The 23,027-nt window shown below is 35.4% G+C and carries 15 protein-coding genes; 4 read left to right on the plus strand and 11 right to left on the minus strand.

What is annotated here, in order from left to right:
• Positions 1 to 346: 346 nt before the first annotated feature.
• Positions 347 to 793: an RrF2 family transcriptional regulator gene (locus DU508_RS05235; RefSeq protein WP_115401746.1), complete on the minus strand. Its 447-nt coding sequence runs from the start codon at positions 791 to 793 to the stop codon at positions 347 to 349.
• 128 nt (positions 794 to 921) lie between these two features.
• On the opposite strand from DU508_RS05235, the gene DU508_RS05240 reads away from it, so the two are divergent.
• From DU508_RS05240 to DU508_RS05250, 3 genes are all read left to right on the plus strand, one after another.
• Positions 922 to 2,703: an ATP-binding protein gene (locus DU508_RS05240; protein ID WP_115401747.1), complete on the plus strand. Its 1,782-nt coding sequence runs from the start codon at positions 922 to 924 to the stop codon at positions 2,701 to 2,703.
• Between the two features lie 91 nt (positions 2,704 to 2,794).
• Positions 2,795 to 4,018: a metallophosphoesterase gene (locus DU508_RS05245; RefSeq protein ID WP_199562645.1), complete on the plus strand. Its 1,224-nt coding sequence runs from the start codon at positions 2,795 to 2,797 to the stop codon at positions 4,016 to 4,018.
• 85 nt (positions 4,019 to 4,103) lie between these two features.
• Positions 4,104 to 4,730 (plus strand): M23 family metallopeptidase, encoded by a 627-nt coding sequence (locus DU508_RS05250; protein WP_115401748.1) that lies wholly within the window; start codon positions 4,104 to 4,106, stop codon positions 4,728 to 4,730.
• A gap of 128 nt (positions 4,731 to 4,858) precedes the next feature.
• Here the strand turns inward: DU508_RS05250 and DU508_RS05255 are convergent, their stop codons facing one another.
• Complete coding sequence (locus DU508_RS05255) at positions 4,859 to 5,236, minus strand: hypothetical protein (protein ID WP_115401749.1); 378 nt, start codon at positions 5,234 to 5,236, stop codon at positions 4,859 to 4,861.
• 94 nt (positions 5,237 to 5,330) lie between these two features.
• Here DU508_RS05255 and DU508_RS05260 point away from each other — a divergent pair, with 94 nt between their 5' ends.
• The gene (locus DU508_RS05260) at positions 5,331 to 5,561 is read left to right on the plus strand and encodes a helix-turn-helix domain-containing protein (RefSeq protein ID WP_115401750.1); all 231 of its coding nucleotides are present in this window, start codon (positions 5,331 to 5,333) and stop codon (positions 5,559 to 5,561) included.
• A 256-nt stretch (positions 5,562 to 5,817) separates the two neighbouring features.
• Here DU508_RS05260 and DU508_RS05265 read toward each other — a convergent pair whose 3' ends face one another.
• From DU508_RS05265 to DU508_RS05310, 9 genes are all read right to left on the minus strand, one after another.
• Complete coding sequence (locus DU508_RS05265) at positions 5,818 to 6,195, minus strand: hypothetical protein (RefSeq protein WP_115401751.1); 378 nt, start codon at positions 6,193 to 6,195, stop codon at positions 5,818 to 5,820.
• Positions 6,196 to 7,117: 922 nt separating this feature from the next.
• Positions 7,118 to 7,429, minus strand: coding sequence for a hypothetical protein (locus tag DU508_RS05275; protein WP_115401753.1), 312 nt, complete (start codon positions 7,427 to 7,429; stop codon positions 7,118 to 7,120).
• 650 nt (positions 7,430 to 8,079) lie between these two features.
• A complete protein-coding gene (locus tag DU508_RS05280; RefSeq protein WP_115401754.1) occupies positions 8,080 to 10,359 on the minus strand; it encodes a glycosyl hydrolase family 95 catalytic domain-containing protein in 2,280 nt (759 codons plus the stop codon).
• A 242-nt stretch (positions 10,360 to 10,601) separates the two neighbouring features.
• The gene (locus tag DU508_RS05285; protein WP_115401755.1) at positions 10,602 to 14,465 is read right to left on the minus strand and encodes a TIM-barrel domain-containing protein; all 3,864 of its coding nucleotides are present in this window, start codon (positions 14,463 to 14,465) and stop codon (positions 10,602 to 10,604) included.
• 376 nt (positions 14,466 to 14,841) lie between these two features.
• Positions 14,842 to 15,762: a dihydrodipicolinate synthase family protein gene (locus tag DU508_RS05290; RefSeq protein ID WP_115401756.1), complete on the minus strand. Its 921-nt coding sequence runs from the start codon at positions 15,760 to 15,762 to the stop codon at positions 14,842 to 14,844.
• A 75-nt stretch (positions 15,763 to 15,837) separates the two neighbouring features.
• Positions 15,838 to 17,919, minus strand: a complete 2,082-nt coding sequence (locus DU508_RS05295; protein ID WP_115401757.1) for a glycoside hydrolase family 2 protein — start codon at positions 17,917 to 17,919, stop codon at positions 15,838 to 15,840.
• 29 nt (positions 17,920 to 17,948) lie between these two features.
• Positions 17,949 to 19,547: a discoidin domain-containing protein gene (locus DU508_RS05300; protein ID WP_115401758.1), complete on the minus strand. Its 1,599-nt coding sequence runs from the start codon at positions 19,545 to 19,547 to the stop codon at positions 17,949 to 17,951.
• Between the two features lie 211 nt (positions 19,548 to 19,758).
• On the minus strand, positions 19,759 to 21,249 hold the full coding sequence (locus DU508_RS05305) for a right-handed parallel beta-helix repeat-containing protein (protein ID WP_115401759.1): 1,491 nt from the start codon (positions 21,247 to 21,249) through the stop codon (positions 19,759 to 19,761).
• A gap of 47 nt (positions 21,250 to 21,296) precedes the next feature.
• Positions 21,297 to 23,024: a RagB/SusD family nutrient uptake outer membrane protein gene (locus DU508_RS05310; RefSeq protein ID WP_115401760.1), complete on the minus strand. Its 1,728-nt coding sequence runs from the start codon at positions 23,022 to 23,024 to the stop codon at positions 21,297 to 21,299.
• Positions 23,025 to 23,027: the final 3 nt, after the last annotated feature.

Raw genomic sequence — 23,027 nt, forward strand, 5'->3', positions numbered from 1 at the left:
ACCCTCTTTTACCTTGTTTCACAACAATAGTGCATCATTCGGGTACAAACTTGGCTGTGTATAAAATTAAGATTCATCTGTCAAATATATAAAGTATATAGGAATAGTCGTAATTTTTCTTAAAAAACTTTTAATTAACCCGTTGGCAGAATTAATTTACATGCTCAATGGTTGTGGCTCACAAACCATTTCGTGATCATTATGTGCAACAACGAATCGATTTAAACAAATAACCTTTAACATTGGTTAATATTTTCTCCGGAACATTAAGAAATTAAGCAAGACTTAATCTAATCCATGATTTGTGGCTCATAAAAGCCATTTGATTTATTTTGAAGGTAAACTTCTAAAGATTATTGATTCCCAATTTCAAGGTATCCTCACGACCGATCACATCAGCAATACTGGTTTCACTCAGTACTTTTAGTGTTGCATCTCTAACATCAATAAATGCGCTTCTAATGCCACATGTTTTTTCATCAACACATTCATCACATTTGTGATAAAAGTTTAAACTAGCACAAGGAACCATTGCAATCGGACCATCTGTAACACGCATAACCTGAACCAACAAAATTTCTTCAGGCTTTTTATTCAGGCTATAACCACCACCGGCTCCTTTTTTACTATATAAAAAACCAGCGTTACGTAAATCTAAAAGGATTTGCTCAAGGAATTTTTTAGGGATATGCTCCTCCTCTGCAATCTTAGAGATTTGCATCGGTGGTTTTTCTACATTTTTACCAAGAGCAACAAGTGCTTTAATGGCGTATTTGGTCTTTTTTGATAGCATATTTGCACAAAGCTAATAAAAGAAAGTAAATTATAAAACATGCATTAAAGGTAATGAGATTCTAACTTACCATCCTGATTTAAAATATACCTGAAAATATTATATCTTTAAGCATTAAATTTAGTTTAGTGCTCAGGAACATTCCATTTTTAAATATTCAAAACCGTAAAATTAGCATTGAATCAAAATTATTTGCTGTTTTATGCTTGTGTTTAATCATAATTTCATTATTAAGTATAATTGTTAACCTTATACTCCAGTTAACATGGGCAATTAATTTATATATCATATTTGCAACCATTGTTCACGGAACTTTCTACTATTATGCTTTAAAGGACAGTGTAAGCGAACAAGGAAGGTTCTGGTATTTTATTTATAACGGTGCCATGATGGTACCATCATGGTTTCTAAATGGCGGTGTGTTAGGCTCTACGCCCATTTTTCTGATATTTTATTTAAGCATTGCCATGCTTTCTCTTTCAAAGAAACTCAGATATATCTATATCTCCTTCTTTTTCGGAACGGTACTCATTTGCATATTCATGGAAGGGATCAATCCTAATCTGGTACTCCCTTATCCAGATGATACTGCCAGAGAATTTGATATACTTTTCGCTTTCATAAATGTTGCTTTAATCATGATGATTATGCTTGCAATGTATAAAAAGGTTAATGATTATGATCATTTCATTTTAATCAAAAGCAAAAAAAGATTAGAAACCTCTCAACAGGAATTATTGATCGCAAAAGATACTGCTGAGGCCGCAACCAAAGCCAAATCTGATTTTCTGGCCAATATGAGCCATGAAATCAGAACGCCCCTGAATGGAATTACTGGCGCATCTGAACTTTTAAAGCTCACTAACCTTGATAAAGAGCAAACAAAACTTCTAAATACGCTACAGGCAAGCAATAGCATTATGATAGATATAGTGAATGATTTGCTTGATATTTCCAGGATTGAGGCGAATAAAATGGAAATCCATAATTACCCTTTCGAAATCAGAGCATGCATTAAAGATGCCGAAAACATTGTAAGGCCATTATTCAACAATAAAAACCTGCAACTTATTATAGAAATTGGAAATAATGTACCTGATTTAATTGTCGCTGATGAAATCAGATATAAACAAATTATTATCAACTTATTAAGCAATGCTGTAAAATTTACCGAATTTGGATATGTGAAGTTGAGTTTGAAATATTCAAATGCCAACGGAAATAACACATTAATATCCATACTTAAAGATACTGGAATAGGTATTGATGATTTAGATATAGAAAAGCTTTTTCTGCCATTTTCTCAAATTAACCCCTCTACCACACGTAAATTTGGAGGTGCCGGACTTGGTTTGGCAATTTGCAGGAAATTAGCGGAGATGATGGACGGGAAAATTTCAGTAACCAGTGAACAGGATATTGGCTCTGAATTTACATTCACGGTGCCAGTAGCTCCATATTATTCCAATCTATCATCAAAAAGCAAAAACCTTACAACCAATAAAACTACCCTGCCTGTTGCTGGAATGCATATTCTTGTTGCTGAAGATAATGTATTCAATCAAATCATTACTTCAAAAATGTTAGAGAAGTCTGGCTATAAGTATGCTATTGCAAACGATGGTTTGGAAGCATTAAATAAAGCTGCTGCCGAACATTTCAATATTATTCTAATGGATATACAAATGCCATTAATGGATGGCGTTACAACAACATTGGAAATACTAAAACTTTACAACTCCAGAAACATTCATCCACCAGTAATTATTGGTTGTAGTGCAAATGCCATGCAGATAGATAAAGATAAGTGTTTGAATGCGGGCATGAAAGATTTTTTAGCAAAGCCCTTCACATTAGATGATCTTCGAACAGTGATGATCAAATGGACCAAAAATGATTCGATTTATTAATCAGGCAATCGTAAAAATAAATCCGATTCCAAACACAAATCAATTTATTTGCGTTTAAATCTATTTTACCCCATTCTGTATCAATTTAACAATGAAGAGAAAAGTAAATCTGTTACCAATATTAATTATTGCCTTAATATTTTTTGCGTTAAATGCTTACGTACTTTCCGGCTTCGGAACAATCAATCATTCTGCTTTATTAATGCCCTTTTTTTGGGTAATAGTTATAGGTTTAACATTGGCATTATTTTTTGCAATCTCCCAAATGAGTGTACACGGAATGAGCAGATTCTTTCAGATTATAAGTCATGCTTTTCTGATTGTTTTTGCAGCAGAGGTTGTTTTTGCATTATTTTTGCTTTTGGGCGATGCTTACAGGTTGCTTATTGCAATATCATCTAATTTTCAACCAGAAGGCTTCCAGATTTTAAGCCGCAGCACTTATTGGGTTGATTTTGCCTTTATCATGTTTTGCTTAACCGTAGTGCTTTTTATTTTTGGCATTACGAGAGGAAAATATGCTTACAGGGTTATCAAACATACTTTATACTTTAATGATTTGCCTGAAAATTTTGATGGTTTTACGATAACGCAAATTTCTGATGTACATGCCGGAAGTTTCACTAAACCCAAGCAAGTACAAAAGGGAATTGATTTAATTAAGGCACAAAAAAGCGATTTATTTGTGTTTACCGGTGATCTGGTTAATAATGCTGCGTCTGAAATTGTTCCATATCTTGGACATTTCTCTCAAATAAAGGCCCCATTTGGACAATATGCTATTCTCGGGAATCATGACTATGGCGATTATATGAAATGGCCAAGTGAAAATGATAAAATCCAGAATTTGCAGCAATTAAAAACCTACCATCAAGAACTTGGCTTCAGGCTCTTATTGGATGAGCACGTTGAATTAAATAAAAATGGCGAAAAGATTATTTTAGCAGGAATTGAGAACTGGGGCATTGGTTTTGGTGAACGCGGAAATTTAAATAAAGCTTTACAGGGTACTGCTCCAAATGATTTTAAAATCTTGCTTTCACATGATCCTTCTCATTGGGACGCTCAAGTGAAAAATCATCCTTCAAAAATTCAGTTGGCGCTTGCCGGTCATACTCACGGTATGCAATTTGGCATTGAGGCTTTTGGTTTCAAATGGAGTCCTGTAAAATATCGTTATAAGCATTGGGCCGGCATTAAATTTGAAAATGGCCGGTATTTAAATGTAAACAGGGGTTTCGGATTTATTGGCTTCTCCGGACGCATTGGTATTTGGCCGGAAATAACAGTGATTGAATTGAAACGAAAAGTTTAACATCACTCAAAATTCCATAAGCAACTAAGAAAATAGCAGGTTATTTTTCAGATTAATATTATCTTGTTTTAAAATTCCAAACAAGATGAAAGCAATCTTATTTCTGTTTTTAAGCATCTTATTGTTCGAGGCACCTACTATTGAAAAAGACAGGGAACGCTGGAAACCATATTATACAGAGGTAACTCCGCAAAAAGTTGCCGATAAATGGTTTCTTCCATTTGATGTTGCTGATAGAAAGAAAGTAAGCAATATTAAAATCATCAGCATCTTTGGCGATCATCGTGATAGTTACTATAAAGGCCACATCCATACTGCTATTGATATTAACCCTTCACAACCGAAAGCCAAATTAATTAATGTGTATGCCATGGCCCACGGTGTGGTTTGTTCCGTACATTTGGGCGAAAATCAAAAAACCGTAGTGGTTAAACATACCCTGAAAGATGGTAAAGACATGTTTACAAGTTACAAGCATTTAAAGGAAGTGTATGTAAGCAATGGCCAGCAGGTAGATCAAAACACCAAATTGGCACGTTTATTTACAAAAGAAGAAAGCAAAAAATATGGCGGCGATTACCACCACCTTCACCTGGAGATAAGAAAAAAATTTGATGATTATGGTTGCGCCAGTTGGTTAACTTTTAATAACAACCAACTGAACAAAAGATTTTATAACCCTCAATTCTTTTTGAAAGAAAATATTAAATAATGGCAACTATATTCACTCAGAACAAAGTAGTAAGTCGAATTCCTTTTCACTCAAACGTAGATTAAAATCTAAATAATCAAGGCTATTTCTTATGAATACCCTGCCCTGTCATAAACAATATCAGATCGTTATATTTTGGAATAGGCTGAAATGTCATTGCTAATGGCCTGTTCATCACCTATTTTCAATCCTCGGCCAAATAAACCGATCATCCCATTTCTTTTAAGCCCATAGTATATTTTGCCATAATTTAATGCTTCGTCAAAGTTTTTGTTTTTTAAAGCAAATAAATATCTCTCTAAATATAGTTTTTTAGCATGAGATCTGGCAATAACAAATAAACTAAGTGCAATTCCTATTGCAATCAAGATGACAAAATCAACCGCAGGGTCTTTATCGGTATTGCCTTTCCAAAAATAAACCGAACCTAAAATCAAAATAATAGGTGAGGTAATCTTCAGAACTGTCAGTTCAATTTTTGCGAATTTTAAATCGTCTTCTAGCATAATTTAAGTTTTAATAAGTGTTTGAATGATTTAAAACCTAAATATACGACATGTCGTACTCAAGATCAAATCCCAGTGAATTAGTTTTGTTTTGATGGCAACAAAAAACCCAAGGAATGAAAAACTGATTATTACATTTGGTGCAAACGTGCGAAAGTACCGTAATGTAAAAGGTTTGACTATGAATGAACTTGCTGGCCTTTGTGATGTAGAATTGGGTACAATAAGCACAGTGGAAAGAGGGGTTGTTAATTGTACAATAAGTACAGCGTTTGCTATTTCAAAAGCCTTGGAAATAACTATTGATAAACTTTTAGAAGAATAACATTTAACTAACTGATGTACAATTAGATATTTTATAAAAAATTAAGAGTAAAATGAACTTCACACTGCTCTATTGGAAATGAGTGAAATAATCCAAAAGGAAATTAATCGTTACTTGACCATAAGAAAAGATTTACATGGGATTAAAACTAAACCAAAATCCAACAATCTTTCTTCCAAGTGAAAATTCATAGCTTGCCTCAACTGGGCACAGTTATCTGATAATAGTTATCACAACCTATTTTTAAATCAGAAAATTAATTGTGGTTACAATCTACATCCGAAGTTCCATCAGCAGTTAAAATAGCTACCTGATCAACACCTGCACAATCTTTAAATTCCATATCCTTATGGTTATTATTGTACTTCACATAGAAGATTTTATTTTCTTCCTTAAATTTATCGGGAACATTCAAAAGTGCGGCTCTGTAATCTATGATACCGCCTTTGCTATCTGCTATTGCGGTGGCATCTTTATTAGGACTTGTAAAACTTACTAAAGCTGCACCTGGTTTGGGGCAGTAATCGGAAATGTATTTTACCTGATAGCACTTGTTTACCTGGCCTTCTTTTTCGCAAGAAACAGATAAAAGAATCACTATAAAAAGAAAGGGAACGGCTAGTTTTTTTTTCATTGTTTGGTTTGAGGGCATTTAATTGTTCAAAGATTATTAAAGGATTTATTTCTTTCAAGATTAAAATACAGAACATGTCAAAACCTTTACGGAAAGGCTTTAATCCTTGTCTAAATTATCTCAGGGATTATTGTAAACGAATTTAGGTTTGCCATTTTCACAGACGACCGATTTTGGAGGAGTATTGTACATACAATCAGAAGCTACATTCCATTTTACATTGAATTCCTTTTGATGATTGGTAAATGTTTCCACTCTCTCTAGAAAATCATGCTCATCAATTTTCGATGAATAAGCAATATAACCGGTTGGACCACCACAGGCCTTGGTACCTATGGCTGTGAATTTCCATTCTGAAGCATTTTCACAACTAAATTGAACCGATAGTTTTTGGATAACCTCATATTCTGCATTAAGCTTATTTTGATGTTCTTCTCTGGTACTGACTGACCGTCATCTTTGCATCCAAAATTGATGATAATACACATGATTAAAGAAAAGATGATATAAAGTTTTCTGTTCATAAGCTGATGTGTAGCTGATTTTTTAAACCTAAACGAATAAGAAAGGAGAAACGCTACAACGTTTTCATAAAATGTTAAAAGGATGAGTTAGAAAAGTCGTGATCTGTTACAAAACTTCCAAAAAAGCAACAGTGCACAACATCTGAAGCAAACCGTTTAAAAAATATAAAACTTAAGCACATTGCCTTGCTGGTCATAAAGAGAAGCGAAAGATCCCGTTTTCAAGGAATGAGTCGACTTTTATATATCCTCATTTAGAATTATAATGTCTGTTATGATCAGACAAAATTATTTATTAATATTTCTCAGCTTCAATCAAACGACTATATTGTAATATTAAATAGTATAATTAATATTACAAATATTCAGCCTAATTATGGAAGTAAGGGATAGATTAATTAAAATTTAATTTTTAATGTACATTTTTTTCTTTCGTCGCTATTTACAAATCCATCAGGTAAAGTTACCCGCAATCCTTTTCGGCTCTGCTTCCAGCTAACCTCAACATCTTCATCTTCCAGAATAAGTTCTTTGACCTGTAAAACATCCGTTGATAAAGATTTAATAATCAAATCACCATGATTAAATTCCTGCAAAACAATACTTAACTCATCATCTTTTCCTGAATAAAAAATCATAGGTTTAAGCTCATGAATATTAAGGGGATTTAAAATATTATTAGTTTTTATTTCTTTTGCATTTGTTGCCATGATAATGTTGTGAAGCGTTCGTAAAATATATTGATTAATTAACTGGTAGAAAGTAAGGTATTCAGACAGGGAAATTATTTAGGTTATTCTTGGTTAGTATCGCTAAATTAATGATGATTTAATTGATACCTATAAAAATATTCCAGCGCAAACGTTTGAGTTTTAATTATGTTACATAACAGACCGTTTTCTTTATTTGTTTTTTAAAAAAAAGGAGCCTTGACAACAAATGAACCGGTCAGATAGAGGAAACGCTTATTATAAAAGGAACTTGGGTAATGTTAAGCTTCAATTAAACTTTAGTACTAATTAGTACTACAAACGGATAAGCTCACGAGAGATAACTTAAGGTTAAATACAGCTATTCCTAAACATACTGGAAATATTTAGGCATAGAATTTTTGAGTCTTTTTGTTTAAAACTTCATAAAGTAATTAAAAACATAAAAATTTATGCGCAAACGTTTGATTTAAAGGATAAAGCAACCTTTTAATATTTTTCAATATGTTTAGCAATTATATATTGCTTCGTTGTTTTTCTACGCAAACATGGTTATTATTGATTGATCAAACTGATGATATTCCTTTACCGTGTCAACTAAACTTCGTAAGTTTGAGGCTCACAAGTCAAAAAGACAAGCTTACATTAGCTTATTCATATCCATTATCAAACTGAATTTTTTGTCCTTTTTTCAAGTTTATGGTAACAACTTCAACTCCATTAACTTTTTTCAGGCTAGTTTCTGCTCCTTTTGCAAGAAAGGTTTTGAAAGGCAATTTAATGTTCAGTATACCACCTTTTTCTGCTTTAACTATAATTTGTTCTGGAACGTGATTAACTATTTTTGCACTAACCAGAAAAGCACCTTCAGCTCTCAAATCAGAGAAAGATACTTCATCCCAACTACGGGGAACTGCCGGAAAAACCTGAATATAACCATCCCTACTCTGTAACAGCAGTTCCTGAACACCCTGTGCAAATGCAAAATTTCCTTCTAAAGTAAAAGGCCTGTAAGTAAACCTGGAATACTTTCCTCCTTTTTGATCGCCATTTAAATGGAAGCTATTTGGCGAGCAGAAGTTGTCGGCAAAAATCTGAAGTTGTTTAACAGCTTTATCTGCCTGGTAAGCTCTTGCATACAAAGAAGCCATCCAGCTAAATGAATAACCACACCATTCCATAGTTCCCATTTCTTCAATCCTGTTCAGTGAGTTTTCTATAATTTTTTGGTCAGCTTCCAGATTCACATCCAACAAAGCCAATGGATAAATGGCCATATACTGTGACATGTGCCTATGCGAACTATTTAAATTTACGCCAGGCGCTATCGTGAAACCCAGCTCATTTGTTTCAAAATCCGGCAATTCGCTTAAAATTTTTTTCCAATGCCCACTTTCTGACGATTTACCATTTGCGAAGCTGGTTTCTGCCGCAGCTTTGAACAGAAATTTTGCCAGGCTCAAATCAAAATTACTCCAATTTAAAAACCAGGCATCGATACTGTTATCATTATATTCCGGACTAGAGCTCAGTGGCAATTTCCTTACTCCATTTTCCAGTTGGGTAATATTCTCCAGATAAGTAGCCGCCTGAGTAATATATGGATAGGCCCGTTTACGCAAAAAATCACGATCCATGCCATATCTCCATTGCCAATAAAAATGTTGTGCAGTCCAGGCACTTACTGTCGGCGACATTGAATATTGAATCCATCCGCCCATCGGATCTCCGTTCAAAGTAATAACGCCAGGTACGTTCAGCCCGTTAACCTCGAAATATTGTTTAGTATATTCTAAATTTTTGTCTTTAATTTTCCATAGCCAATCGGTAAAAGTGGCCCCTTCGTCTAAATGGTTTCCGGTATAGGTTGGCCAATAACTCAATTGCGTATTTAAATCATTATGAAAATCGCCTTTCCAGGGTGGTAAACTTCCGTTATCGGCTGTCCAAATGGCTTGCAGCGTAATGGCTGGAGCACCTTTTCTTGCTACACAACCTAATTTGTATTTTTCCAAATAATATTGTTTTTGCAATAGCGTGTCAGGGATGAAAATAGAAGACTTTGCCCAAAAATTATTCCACCATTTAACGTGAGATGGCCATTTTGTTGGTTCTTTTGCTACGGATGAAATATTTGGAAGATGGGCAGCCTGATTTTTACTTACCGTCCAGGAACCAATTATTTTTCTAACTCCAATTTTCTGCCAGATAATCTTTACTTCATAATAATTCCCTTCAGCAGTTGGCTGATGATAAGTTATACTGCTTGTGGTTTTTGAAATGGTATTTTTCTCATAACCTAATTTTTGCAAACCCTCGCCTGCATGACTGTTATCATTATTTGAAACTCCTTTCCCATCGTAATTATGAGCAATTAGCTCAGGAATGATTTCACTGTTTACATTATCAAAACTAAAAAAGCCTTGCGGATCTGTAGCATGAATGTAGCAGTTGAACACGGCCCCGTTTTCAAATTTAACTGTATTAAGCGCAGTTTTAATATCCAGAATATTTGAGGTGACCTTACCGAGTGTTGATATATTGAATTCTATTGCTGCAGCCGGAAGCTTAGTTGGATAGGGAAAATTATCATAAGGATAATCTCCAACTTTTTGCACTTCATGATAATTTCCATTTAGCACCTTCTGTTTAACCCATTTAAAGGTTAATTTTGACATATCAAGAGCTTTGCGCTCATCCCATAAATCAGCCCGATCTAAAGATAATCTCAGTTTTGCATTTTTTTCCCAAATCAAAACGCCTAACATTCCATTTCCGAGCGGCATTGCTTCATCCCACCTTGTAGCAAGCTTATCGAAGCTTAAATTATAACGGCTTAGATCAGTAACCCCATCAATATCTGAAGATTGTTTATTTTGGCTGTGGAGTGCTAAAGGCAGTAAAAATAAAGCAATTAAGAAATGTTTCATACAACTAAATTAACGATCAACAACAGATTTAAAAATTATATATCTGCACAAACGTTTGATAAGAAAAATTAGCAGGGCACTGCATGAGTTTAAATTGTGATTAGGAATAATTTAAAACAAAATATTTGAAATTGGATTGAAGTCAGATAAAACTTAGAAAAATTTCTACTGTTGCCTATAAGCGGGGTGTCTTAACAATGCCTTCATGCACAATAAATATAGCTTATTAATCGATCTCAGGTTTATAGTTTTTTTGAATGAAGTGATTTATCCACCAACACCCCGTTATTCATTTTCAGATTAAAAACAACTTTCCGTTTTGCCTTAAGTTTTATGGTAAACAAATCTTCAGTTCCGGATAGGGTTTCTTTATTTCCTAAGTTCACAAATGTTGGATAAAGCACTTTGCTTCCATCAGAATGTAAACGATCATTGGTTAAGTTTTCCATCATTTTCATTCCAATTGCAGAAACTTCAATAAATTCGTAATCCTTTGAATCGTAAGGCAAAGCAAAACTCATGGCATTGATATCCTTCATTCCTGTTCCTTTAACACGGATTTCTATAATTTGATCTTTATCATAATTCGTTTTTGAGGTAACCAAAGTAATATTGCCTGATAATTCGGATTTTGCAGGCTCTTTTACTCCGCCCTCAAGTTCAGAAGCCACAACTGAAATATCATAAGCATCAATCAATCCGTTCTTGTTAATATCACCTTTACTAATATACCCTTCAAAATCTGCATCTCCTTTTCTTAAACCAGTATAATTGATGTAAGAGGTAAAATCATTCCGATCGATGATTTTATCATTGTTAATGTCGCCTGTTAAAAAGGTTTCGCTACCTGCCACCCTAAAAACATACAACTCACGTCCAGATCCAAATCCTCCAGAACCTTGTTCTACCACAATTTTGAGGTACCTAACTTCGGGATTTCCTTTAAATTCAATATTTTTTATCTCGCTATTATTTTTCCAGTCAAAAGCCTCTGCCAGGGCCCAGTTTTCTTTATTCTCACTATAATAAATCTTCCCTTTCAGCAATGTTCCGTTACCTCCTCCCTGGCGAGGCAAATAATTTAAACGGTCTAATTTATTTACGCCTTTCAAATCAATAACCATTTCAAATGGATCGGATTTAACACCCCATTTGGTATGCCACATACTTGCTTCATCAAAATCAAATAATTTTGAAACGCCTGAACCACCTTGATTTTCTGCTGTTGTTTTAGCTGCAATTCCTTTAATTGCAAACTGCAGCGGATTGGCTTTAGTGGTGATTTTAAGTTCAGTCCAGTTAGAAGCACCATCTTTATTTACAGCCCTCAGTTTTAACGAGTATGCTGTTTCTGGTTCTAAACCATCAAACAAAAGCGTGGTATCTGTAATGGTAGAATAAAGCATATCCTTGAAAAGGATTTCATAATAATCAGCATTTCTTACCTCTTCCCAGCTCGGTTTAAAGTTAAAAGCGCCATTATCGACATCATTGACTCTAAAATTTTGCGGAGCAATCAAAGTTCCTCTCGAAACAAGTTGTTTATCAATTAATTCGGCTTTAAACCCATCTATAACGACAATAATATCATTTTTGGTAATATCTGTAGCCGCCAGTTTTACCAAAATTTGTGGATTTTTAATTATTTGTACTTTCTCAAATTCACTTCCTTTAGTACTGAATTTATTTAAATCTGGTTTTTCATCATAAAAGAAAACATTCTCTTTGCCTTGGAAATCTGCTATGGAATTAACCTCGTTCAGTTTTATTTTGTCTTTACCTACCTTTGCTGATAAACGTTTTGGTTTTGTGGTTACATTGATCCGAAGTTCAGTCATTTTCTCCTTTAAAAACCCGCTAAAACCACCTTTTGCAGACTGAATGGTAATGGTGGCCCTGTCTTTTACCACATCAGATTCAATCAGTGTGGTTATGCCTTGTTCCAATTTATAAGCTTCGGTAGAGCCATCATCATCATATTCTGTAAATGAACTTTTTTCGTAAGGATAGATGTCATAAATGCGCACCGCATTTATGATTTGTTTTACATGATTATTCGGAGCAGTCATCGGTATAATAGCACCTGCTTTTACAAATACAGGAAGTTTCCATAATGGCGCATCAAAATGATTCAGAATTCTATCGCCGGTGTACCTATCGCCTGTAAAATAATCGATCCAAATTCCTTTTGGCAGGTAAATGCCATTTCTAACATCATTTCCGTTTTTATCTGCTTTGGTTTCCTGATAAATAGGTGCCACCAGGAAGTTTGATCCATACATAAACTGATATTGCGTGGTGATGCCCTTCGTGAAATCATTTGGATATTCAAGGAACATGGCCCTGATCATTGGAAACCCATTTACAGCTTCTTTTGCGATGCTGTAGCTATAAGGCATTAATTCTGATTTAAGCTTTAAATAATTGCGATTGATGGAGGCTACGGGTTCTCCCAATGCAAATGGATATTTTTCATTTGACCCCCAACCATCCATATTAAGTTGCATAGGTGTAAACGTTTTCCATTGAAAATCTCTGGTATTCACAAAACTGTTTTTGCCACCAAAAATTCCATCCATATCTGAAGTGATATTGGGTTGTCCGGATAAGCCAGAGCCAATATAGGTTGGTATATGAAAACGTATATATTCCCAAAGCCCGCCGGTTTGATCTCCAGACCAAATCGCGGCATAGCGTTGAGTACCGGCCCAACCATCAAGAGAAATGATAAATGGCCTATCATTATTTCCATAATAAGGCATGGTTTTAGCCACATCGGCAACACCATTAAGGCCAAAGGAATAACCTGCTCCTACCCACGCAACATCTGTTTTTAGTACCCGCACACCAGCATCTCTCACTTCCCGAATAATATCTCTTTGTAACAAGGGGCTGATTCCTTCTTTTGGATGAAGATCAGATTGTGTCCAAAGTCCAATTTCCACCCCTTTTTCTCGGGCATAATCTCCCAGGCTTTTAAGATTTTGAATATTTCCTTCCAGGCTTTGAGTTTGTCCGTAACCGGCACCGTAGCCATCGTTAGGCAGAATCCACCCAAAAGGCATGTCATTTGCTTCGTAACGATCAATTACCGCACGGGCTGAAAACTGATAATTATTCTTCTCCCCATTTAAAGATTCCTGAACTCCACCATCGTTTTTTTGACTCTCTTTATATTTTCTGCCATCTTCAAAAACAATTCCTTTCTCACCTTCTTTCCAAAAATCCCGGTTGTATGCGTTGAGATGTCCTTCATAAAATCCAAATTTTGGTAATAAAATGGGGTTTCCGGTAAGTTGGTAAAAGTCATTAAGCACTTGTTTTGCTCCAGAATCTATCATAATAAACAGATCGAGATAATTTGTTTCGTGAGATAAAGCAACCTTTCCTTTTTCTTTGCTGCCGAAATCATATTTGCCTTTTGCAAAGGTATGCCACATTATACCATAGCCTTTTGTTGACCAAAAGAAAGGTGTTGGAGAAGCTACCCCGCCATCGGTCCAGCTATTTTGATTTTCAATGGCAATGGTTTTCCCTTTATGAGAGAAACGCCCGTTTTGCACACCACCACCATAAAAATATTCATCTACATGCGCTTTCAATCCAATGCTTACGAGATTTTTATCGAGTATAACTGATGTTGTTTGTTCAAATGCAACACGGTTATTTTCCAGATTGATGACTTTCATCAAACCAGTTTTTCTGTCAATTTGAACTGAAATTTTTGAAGTAGAAACGTTGATTAAATCATTTTCATCCTTTATTAATAACCTCCCAACGAGTTTCCTTGGATTTTCAACTAATATTTTAGCAACAGGTTTAGCCTCAGGTTCTCTAACAAATCCTCCATCGTAATCCTGAAATACTCTGATTATATTTTCACCATAAAAATCAAGAGTTAATCGCTGTTTATTCAATAACAAAAGCTCTACAGTGGTTTGATTGATTTGTTTTACGCTTAATACCCCATTATCCCGAATGCCATACCAATATGTTTTTATTGGTTTGCCTGCAAAAACAAGCTGAATATGGAAAACAAAGAATAAGATTATAATGGCAAATGGAATGGCAGTTCTGCTGCTTTTTTTGAAAGGTAAATGGTTCATTTAAGGTTTAATATTTCAACGTAGTTTAAAAATTTGAGGTTATTCTTCTTTTGTTTAGCAGAATAAGATTATTTAGACTTTTCTTTTCCCAAAACAGGAACAGCAAAATCGGTTTGTTCATTGCAATTGTTTTTGAATGGATGATCAGATTAATAAAAGTAAGGCTAGTAACTTAAAAAGATAAATCAAACACTGCGCAAACGGTTGATCAGGAGAATGGTTATGTGGTTAATGTAACGTTTTTTCTTAAAAACATATTGATATAAGCTAAGAATAAATTCATGATAAGCGATACTTCATTAAAGCAAAAAATCCTGTATTATGTTTGTTTTGAATTCCATTCTATTTCCATCTCTTTTAAGAGCCGTCCTCTTATTTATCTAACCATATTGGAAAAGAAATTAAGCCGGTCTAAATCCCAAAAGAAATTCATAAACTGATCAGTTTTTATATCTTCAAATGGCAATTTTAACGGTCCACAATCTATCCCTCTTAATTTTAAATATGCTTTTCCCGCTCCAGGTCCGTATTTTTTGCAAATCCTTGCAAATTCAATACCCTCTCCCTCCAAACGTATGGCCTCAAAATGATCCCCATCTTTAAAAGCTTTAATAAGCCTCTCGTAAACAGGAGCAAGGTAATTAAATTGAGTTCCTGTAGATGTTTTTATGCCCAGAGAAAGTGCTGGAAGGAATATCTCTTCCGCATCCCATATTAAATCATATTCGCCATTTTTATAGTTTTTACAGGCAAAAAAATCTTGTAGATTACGACTTTTAAATCTGATTCCGGTAAAAAACGGTATATTTTTTTCCATTGCACCAATCAGATCAATTACATCTAAATCCAAACTTTTTTCTCCTGTTTCTACATAATTGAAATAAACCGGCATGTCCACATCTTTGCTGAGAATTTCCTGGCATACTTTTACAATATGTTCCACTTTCCCAAATTTCCGGTTTTCAGGAAATCCTATTACAATACCCGACATTTTTAACTCATACGCGTGGCGAACAAGCTTAGCGGCATATTCTACAGAATTTTCACAAATAAAAAGTAGAGTAACAAAATCCTGATCGTTAATGGCTATCTGCCTCCAGGCCGTTGCTAAACTTAATTTTTCTTCAATGGTAAGAAATTCATCTTCAGAATTTGCTAATATCAGAATTCCACTTACCCCGCTTTGTTTCAGAAAACGGTAATATTCTGGTACTTTACTCAAGTTTAATGTACGGTCCTCATTCAAAGGCGTAAAAGCAGTTGCTATAAATCCTTGTAGTTGAGATTTTATATTCATTCTATATTTTAGTTATTTAGATTGTGAAGTGCAGAGGGATTGCATGATTTTCAATTTTTGAGAGGGCAACCAAATTTACCGAATGGATTTTGGCTTGTCATCCAACTTTACATTCCAGTCACATTGATCAATCAGTTTAGACTTACCGTTACCACTCGAAACTTCAATATGATTAATCCCTGTATTTAACTTTAAATTGTCCCATTGAATTACATGGATATCATTAGCTTTCTCTTCGCTGATAAATTTACCATTTACCCAAAGTTTTGCGTTTTTTGCAGTACTGAATACCTTAACACTGGTAGTGGATTGCTTACGTTCGGTATTCCTTTTTTCAGCAATATAAAGCATTGGTTCAGCATTCCAGTTGGCTTTATAAAAGTAAAATGCATCTTTTTTAATGATTCTGTCATAAGTAACCAAACCTTTATCATTAATTGCATTCTTGTCACCTTCTGTTCTGATAGATGAACCGAAATCTGCAAGCACCCAAATAAACTTACCCCAAATGAATGGTCTCTTTTTAAATTCTGCCCAATGTTTTTCATGAAATGCAGTTTGCCATTCTTCCGGATGAAATCTGCCTTTTGGTGAAGGTTTTACCAATTCATCTATATGTTTAAAGGGGCTTGCGCCTGCTCCGTATTCACTTACTGCTATCGGCTTTTCAGGTAGTTCATGGTGCACTTTGTCTGCCCAGGCACCTACATCATCGAAATTACCTTCGTACCATCCAAAATATTGGTTCCATCCCATCAAATCTGTCAAATCAGAGAACTCATGAGCACCTAAATTAGAGGCCAATGTGGTTAAACGATCGGGATCTTCTTTTTTCGCAAGTGTATTCAGTTCTTTGATAAATATCTGAGGATCATCATAATCCAATTTCAACTCATTAAATATTCCCCAAAAACAAATAGACGGATGGTTATAATTCTGCCGGATGAGCTCAGTCAGCATTGTCTTAATATTATTTTCTAAGTTGGCGTTATTCATATAGCCAGTGCCGGTATAGCCTCCAGGCCCCACAAATGGGATTTCTGACCATAATATAATACCATTCTGATCGCACAAGTCATAAAAGTGCCTGTTTTGAGGGTAGTGAGTTAAGCGTACCGCCGTAGCGCCTAATTCCTTAATAAGTTCCATATCATGATTATGATCTGAGTTTACCAGCGCAGATCCTTTTCCCGAAACATCTTCGTGCCGGCCAACACCATAAAGGTCAAGGTATTTGCCATTTAAAAAAAAGCCTTTAGCCGGATCAACACGGAAATATCGGAGTCCTAAAGGTTGGATAATCTGATCAATTACTTTTTTATCTTTAAGTAAGGTAATTTCTACAGCATACAGGTAGGGATCTGATTTAGCTTGCCATAAGTGTGGTTTATCAACCTTAAGGGATTGTTTAATTTCATTTATTCCGGAATTATCAATGCCACTTATCACTGAAGATATCATCTTATTATCTTGATTATAAATAGTGGTTTTTAATGATAACCCAACAGCATTTTTAATGGATAACTTGCTTGAAATTTCTATCTGAGCGGATTGTTCGGAAACCTGTTTCTGCCTAATGTATACACCCGGAGATCCATAATCCAATGGTGAAATACAATCTTCACTGGTAACAATGAGCGAAACCGGCCGATGAATGCCACCATACACATTAAAATCGCCGTGTAATGGAATAACATCCAATCGATAGGCATTGCTAGCCTGCACTGTTATTGAATTTTTGCCTTGCTTAACATGATCAGTAACCTCCAGGCAGAAACCGGTATATCCACCATGGTGCTCTCCCACAAACTTGTTGTTTACCAGCACGGTAGCAACACTGTTTACACCTTCAAAATAAAGAAAAAGCCTTTTTTTGTTCTTCCATTCTGGATTGACATCAATTGTATTTTCGTAAATGGCCGCTGTTCGGTTATAATTGGCTATTCCTTTTAATGTTTCCATGGCATTCCAGGTATGCGGTAGATTTACATTTTGTTTCTGAACATTTTGCTCAAAGTTATATGCAAAATAAAATTGCCATTTGCTGTTTAAAGGAAAAAATTGTCGGCCAGGATTAATGGATGTTGCCACAGCTTTTAAACTTAAAGCCATGCTAAAAATAAGAAGGGATATGATAATGGTATTTTTACTTTGCATATAATTGTTCTTCTGTTCTTCGTTAAAGTTTAATCATTGAAAAAACCTATTTCCGCTATTTGTGCAAAAACCTGCCCATCCCAGCTGGATTGCGGCACAATTTTGAAGTATCTGAAAGTAAGCGATGTGGGAAAAGTAAAGTTTTGCCGGGTGTTTGATTTTGCAATGACGTAGCTGGCTTGTGGTATGAAGGTAATTCCATCGTTACTGTATAAAATATCTGCATTTTTTATGGGTCTTGAAGCGCCATTCTGAATGGTAAAACCTTTAACAGTATGCACAGTTCCCATGTCAATCGTAATATAATGAGGATAAGTTGCAGCTGGTGTTACGGAATATTGGCTATGCCAACCGCTTCCGGTATTGTTATCTATAATACTGGTTGCTGGTGCAGTAGTTTGTTGTGAACTATAGGCTGCTATGCTCCATCCCACCTTACTGATTTCATTCTTTGTTCCAAATTCAAGTACCGGAAGTGCATCCACCCATTTATAATTATATAGGGTTTCTTTAACGGTTCCGTTTTCAGCTACCAGTTTAACTTTCATTTCATACGGACTGGAATCTTTATATTTAAATTCGGCAATTGGCATTTCAACATAAAAACTATCAGTGCCGATTACTTTCGACTCCCAGGTGGTGGCATTATAATCTTTATTTGTACCAGTACCTTCATTATTCACATTGGGATCATTATAATATGCCACACTATTGATTGGTATATTGCTGCTAAACTTACCAGAAACCACAATGGCACTTTTTGCAGGTGAGTAGTCTGCATAAATTCTGGTAATACTCGAAGTGACCGCTCCGTAATAAGTCTTATTATCATTATTAAAGATTTGGTTTACGTTTAGGATGGCGCAATCTGCAGCAGTAAGAAAAGTTGGAGACTTACCCAATGTACCATTACCAGCCCACATGAGTGCCATTCCTAATGTTGCGTTTTCTGAAACCTTCTGGCAGTTGTGTGGCAGGTTTAAACCATGCCCAAGTTCGTGTACCAAACCACCGAACCAAACGCTGAATCTATTTCCATCTGCATCGCTTTTGCCAATATTTTCTATATCCAATCCTTCATAATCCAGGGCAAAACACCACTTACCCAATCCATAAAACGGACCGCCACTAGGCGTGCCATCTGTTTTGAAACTATACCGTGGAATAATAACCAAAGTATGATCACTGGTTTTCTCAGTTGGATGTGCACTGAAATAAGCATTAATTTCTGACTGTACAGCTGAAGCACCATTGGTGTAAGGGTAACTTGTTTTCGGTAATGTTCCTCTAATGGTAATTATTTTCACACGGTTGATCACAGAATCTTTAAAAAGCCCAAAAGTTTTGTAGCCATAACCATTTCTGTGCATTTCATTACTGAAAAAGGTTTGAGTCCACAACATTAATTCACTCAATCGTTTTTCATAAGCTGGAAGGGTATCCAGGTCGTTAGGCACAAAATAAATCAAATTCAGGTTTCTGGATTGATTGCTTACATAAGCGGTATCGTGCGGTGTAATTATGATATCTTCAGTACTTTGATTTGCATTGGCAACCAAGTCTGATTTCTTACAGGATGAGAATGCCCATAACATAAACAGGCATAATATTAACGTTCTGATTTTCATAGGAATTGAGTGGTAATTGATTCTTGATTTTTTAGTATAGTAATTTATTGGGAGCTTAAAAATTTTAAAAGTAGCCTCTCAAATTGAGAGGCATACTTTCTGCTAACTAACCTAGTTATTGCTAACCAAGATTTTTATACGACAGCGTTTGAATGCTGTTTAATTTAGTTTTTCAATTTGTAACTGATCAAATGATAATATTGCCTTATGGTTATGATTTCTTATTATCTATTAGCTTTAATTTCTTTAATAATGACCACGGGTACTTTTTAAAATCTTTATCTTTGATGGATACATGACCTTCAGTAACATTCGATAGTTTTTCCTTCCCGGTAATATTCCCTTCAAATGCATTTTCTTTCCAAAATAACTGAGCATATTGTTTCTGGTTTTTGCTAAAAACCGCAGTTGAAGTGTTTATGAAGCGAATAACATTATGAGCAAACACTACGTTTTTTGGGCCACCATATTCAATATCCACAAACTCAATTTTTACAGAATCCATGGTATTATTGTAAAATACATTATCTGAGATCAGTGTGCTGTCTGTGGCCAGGGCGAAATTAAAAATGCGTTTGCGGTTATTGCCATCATTAATACTCAGGTTATTCCTGACGATGTTATTTTTGGTCATCATACTCTTTGAATTAATGGCATCTGAAATAATCAGCATAAATCCTCCTTCATTATCATGACTGTAATTGTTTTGAATAATGGTGTTGTTACAGTTTCCATCTATATCAAATGATTGTCCGTCATTCGACCGGTCTCGGTTTTGTGTATAAGCAACTTCATTAAACTGAATAATGGTCTTATCGCTGCTATGCGGCCATATCCCAACAGCATTATCTCTGGCTCGTGTGCGGATGTGAAATAATTTATTGTATTCTACCAAAGAACCGTCAAATGCCTTTATTACAATCCCATCTCCACCTATATCTTCAAGGGTACAGCCACGGATGATCAGATTTTTATTGGGAAACCAGTTATCTCTAAAGCTAAATGTTCCATTTCCCCTGATTCCATTTCTATCTACACGCTCAAGCTTGCAGTTTTCTATTAAAAGATTTTCAATATTACTGAGTTTAGGGCCCTGGCAATCCCAAAAAATCCCATTTCCTTCTTTACTGCCCTTTTTATTATCACCATTTATATCATGGATATATAAATTTGAGATGCGGATATTTGAAATGGTTCCTGTATCTTCTGCAAGTATGCGCAAACCTGTAGGTCCGGTTTTTTGTTCCTTAACGGCTGGATTATGATTAGAAATATCCAGGAACTCAACGGCTACATTGCTGATGTTTTTAAGAAGCACGGCATCTGTAACCATCCCGTTAGCAGCAATTACGGGTAAAGCACCTTTACCATAAGTACTAAAAACAATTGGATTTTCCTTCGTGCCAGAGCCTTTTGGCATAAGCTGTCCCTGCCATTTACTTCCACGTTTGAAGAGAATCCGATCACCAGGTTTGAATACCTGTGCATTTACTTTATCGAGCGTTTTCCACGCTTCCTTTATCGTTGTTCCTGATTGACTATCATTTCCATTATGGCTATCTATATAAAACTTATGGATGACCATTGGATTCTTCATTTTCCATTCTGCAGAGGTCATTAAACTGATCAGCAGAAAGCAGAGCAGCAGTGGTGCTTTTATCATTTCTCTTTCTTTTAATATATTAAAATTAGGTTCAATCATTGTTTAAGATAGACAATAATTGAGACCTAAAATCACAACCATAAATTCTACCATCCAGGATTTTGCAACAATTTTGGATCTTTGGATATTTCACCTTCTGGAATTGGGAATAAATAAAAATTATTAGAAAACTTATGAGGAATCACATCGAAAATTTCATAGGTGAATGATGTACCTGTTTTAGTAATCTTCATGCCCCGAGATGGTCTGTTAAAATAATCTTCAGCAATTTTCCACCTGCGCGCATCCCAAATCCGATGTTCTTCAAATGATAACTCTACCCTTCTTTCATTCTGAATGATCAATCTCATTTCCTCTTTTGACATATTTTGTTTGAGGCCGTAATTATTAGCTGACCCGGGATTAATTCCAGCTCTTTTTCTGATTTGTTTCAATACATCGTACACGCCGGTAACCGGGCCTTCATATTCATTAAGTGCTTCTGCATAGTTTAACAGAATTTCAGCATATCTGATTAGCGGCCATGCCCGTTCCGTATTTCCTGATGAACTTTCCTGAAGCATTTTTCGGTTATAGTAGCCTGTTGTCTGAGCTTTTACGCCAACTCCGTCAGGGCTTGATCCAAAGAAAGTATTGACCACTTGATTTGTTGACGAAAGAAACCACAATGATCCGTTATGGATAACACTATTATAAAAACGTGGGTCTCTGTTTACATATGGATCTTGTAAATTATAATTTGAAGCCGGATCTGTAATCGCCAAACCATCTGCGGTGCCATAAGCATCTACCATGTTCTGGGTAACATTACTGGCATAGCTTCCACTTCTGGAAGAAGGAAGAAACAAACTTTCAAAATCACGGTTTAAAGCTCTGTTAGCCTGAAAAAGGTATTCGTTATTTACCCTCATGGTAAACACTTTATAAAATCCATATCCCATTCGGGTGGTATTATCTTCATAAAGACTGTAAGCGCCAGAAGTAATGATATCATTAGCAGCATCGGCAGCTCTTTTCCACCTTTGCTGATCGCCAGTAGCATATCCTGTAATGCTTTTCAGTACTCCTGAACCTGCGTTGCCTCCATTAAATAACGGGCTTGCTGCATACAATAAAACTCTTGATTTCAATCCCATACAGGCACCTTTGGTTACACGACCATAATCAGTAATTACTTGAGTTTGGTTAGTCGGGAGATCTTTAATGGCGGCATCCAATTCAGCTACAACATAACTTACGCACTCTTCATAGGTATTCCTTTCCAAATTAAAATCGTCTGCAGGTTCAAAAACCTTATCTCCGATTATTGGAACACCTGCATAATGTTTTAATAAAATGGAATAATACCAAGCTCTTAAAAAACGAGCTTCTGCTTTTAAGCGTGTTCTCAATCCTACACTTAATGGTGATTCATCAACTTTGGATAAGAATTTATTTACCCTTCTGATATTTGCCCAGGCTGTACTCCAGTTATTTAATATTTGTACATTTTTGGCAGTATTTGTTGTAGCTGCCGATAATGCGCCTGAAGCCATGATCACTGCATCATTTTGAGGGCCTGTGTATTGCACCGGCACCGCTTCATCACTAACAACAGGGTGACCGCCGGCTTCCCATCTACCCGGATTGAAACTATAGCCTACATCAGCATATATCCTGGTTAAAAAAGCAATGGTGTTGGTACTATCCTTAAATGTGGTTTCCTCATTTAAAACATCATTCAACTTAGCGTCGAGAAAGCTATCGCCTTTTTTACAGGCATTTCCTGCTATTGCAATAATGAATACGCAGAAAAATATATATTTAATTTTCATAAC

This window comes from Pedobacter chinensis (assembly GCF_003339865.1).
GTDB classification, from domain to species: Bacteria; Bacteroidota; Bacteroidia; order Sphingobacteriales; family Sphingobacteriaceae; genus Pedobacter; species Pedobacter chinensis.

Coding starts and splice junctions, on each gene's coding strand:
- DU508_RS05235 (WP_115401746.1), bottom strand. CDS start 793: ATGCTATCAAAAAAGACCAAATACGCCATTAAAGCACTTGTTGCTCTT.
- DU508_RS05245 (WP_199562645.1), top strand. CDS start 2,795: ATGAAGAGAAAAGTAAATCTGTTACCAATATTAATTATTGCCTTAATA.
- DU508_RS05250 (WP_115401748.1), top strand. CDS start 4,104: ATGAAAGCAATCTTATTTCTGTTTTTAAGCATCTTATTGTTCGAGGCA.
- DU508_RS05255 (WP_115401749.1), bottom strand. CDS start 5,236: ATGCTAGAAGACGATTTAAAATTCGCAAAAATTGAACTGACAGTTCTG.
- DU508_RS05260 (WP_115401750.1), top strand. CDS start 5,331: ATGGCAACAAAAAACCCAAGGAATGAAAAACTGATTATTACATTTGGT.
- DU508_RS05265 (WP_115401751.1), bottom strand. CDS start 6,195: ATGAAAAAAAAACTAGCCGTTCCCTTTCTTTTTATAGTGATTCTTTTA.
- DU508_RS05275 (WP_115401753.1), bottom strand. CDS start 7,429: ATGGCAACAAATGCAAAAGAAATAAAAACTAATAATATTTTAAATCCC.
- DU508_RS05280 (WP_115401754.1), bottom strand. CDS start 10,359: ATGAAACATTTCTTAATTGCTTTATTTTTACTGCCTTTAGCACTCCAC.
- DU508_RS05285 (WP_115401755.1), bottom strand. CDS start 14,465: ATGAACCATTTACCTTTCAAAAAAAGCAGCAGAACTGCCATTCCATTT.
- DU508_RS05290 (WP_115401756.1), bottom strand. CDS start 15,762: ATGAATATAAAATCTCAACTACAAGGATTTATAGCAACTGCTTTTACG.
- DU508_RS05295 (WP_115401757.1), bottom strand. CDS start 17,919: ATGCAAAGTAAAAATACCATTATCATATCCCTTCTTATTTTTAGCATG.
- DU508_RS05300 (WP_115401758.1), bottom strand. CDS start 19,547: ATGAAAATCAGAACGTTAATATTATGCCTGTTTATGTTATGGGCATTC.
- DU508_RS05305 (WP_115401759.1), bottom strand. CDS start 21,249: ATGATTGAACCTAATTTTAATATATTAAAAGAAAGAGAAATGATAAAA.
- DU508_RS05310 (WP_115401760.1), bottom strand. CDS start 23,024: ATGAAAATTAAATATATATTTTTCTGCGTATTCATTATTGCAATAGCA.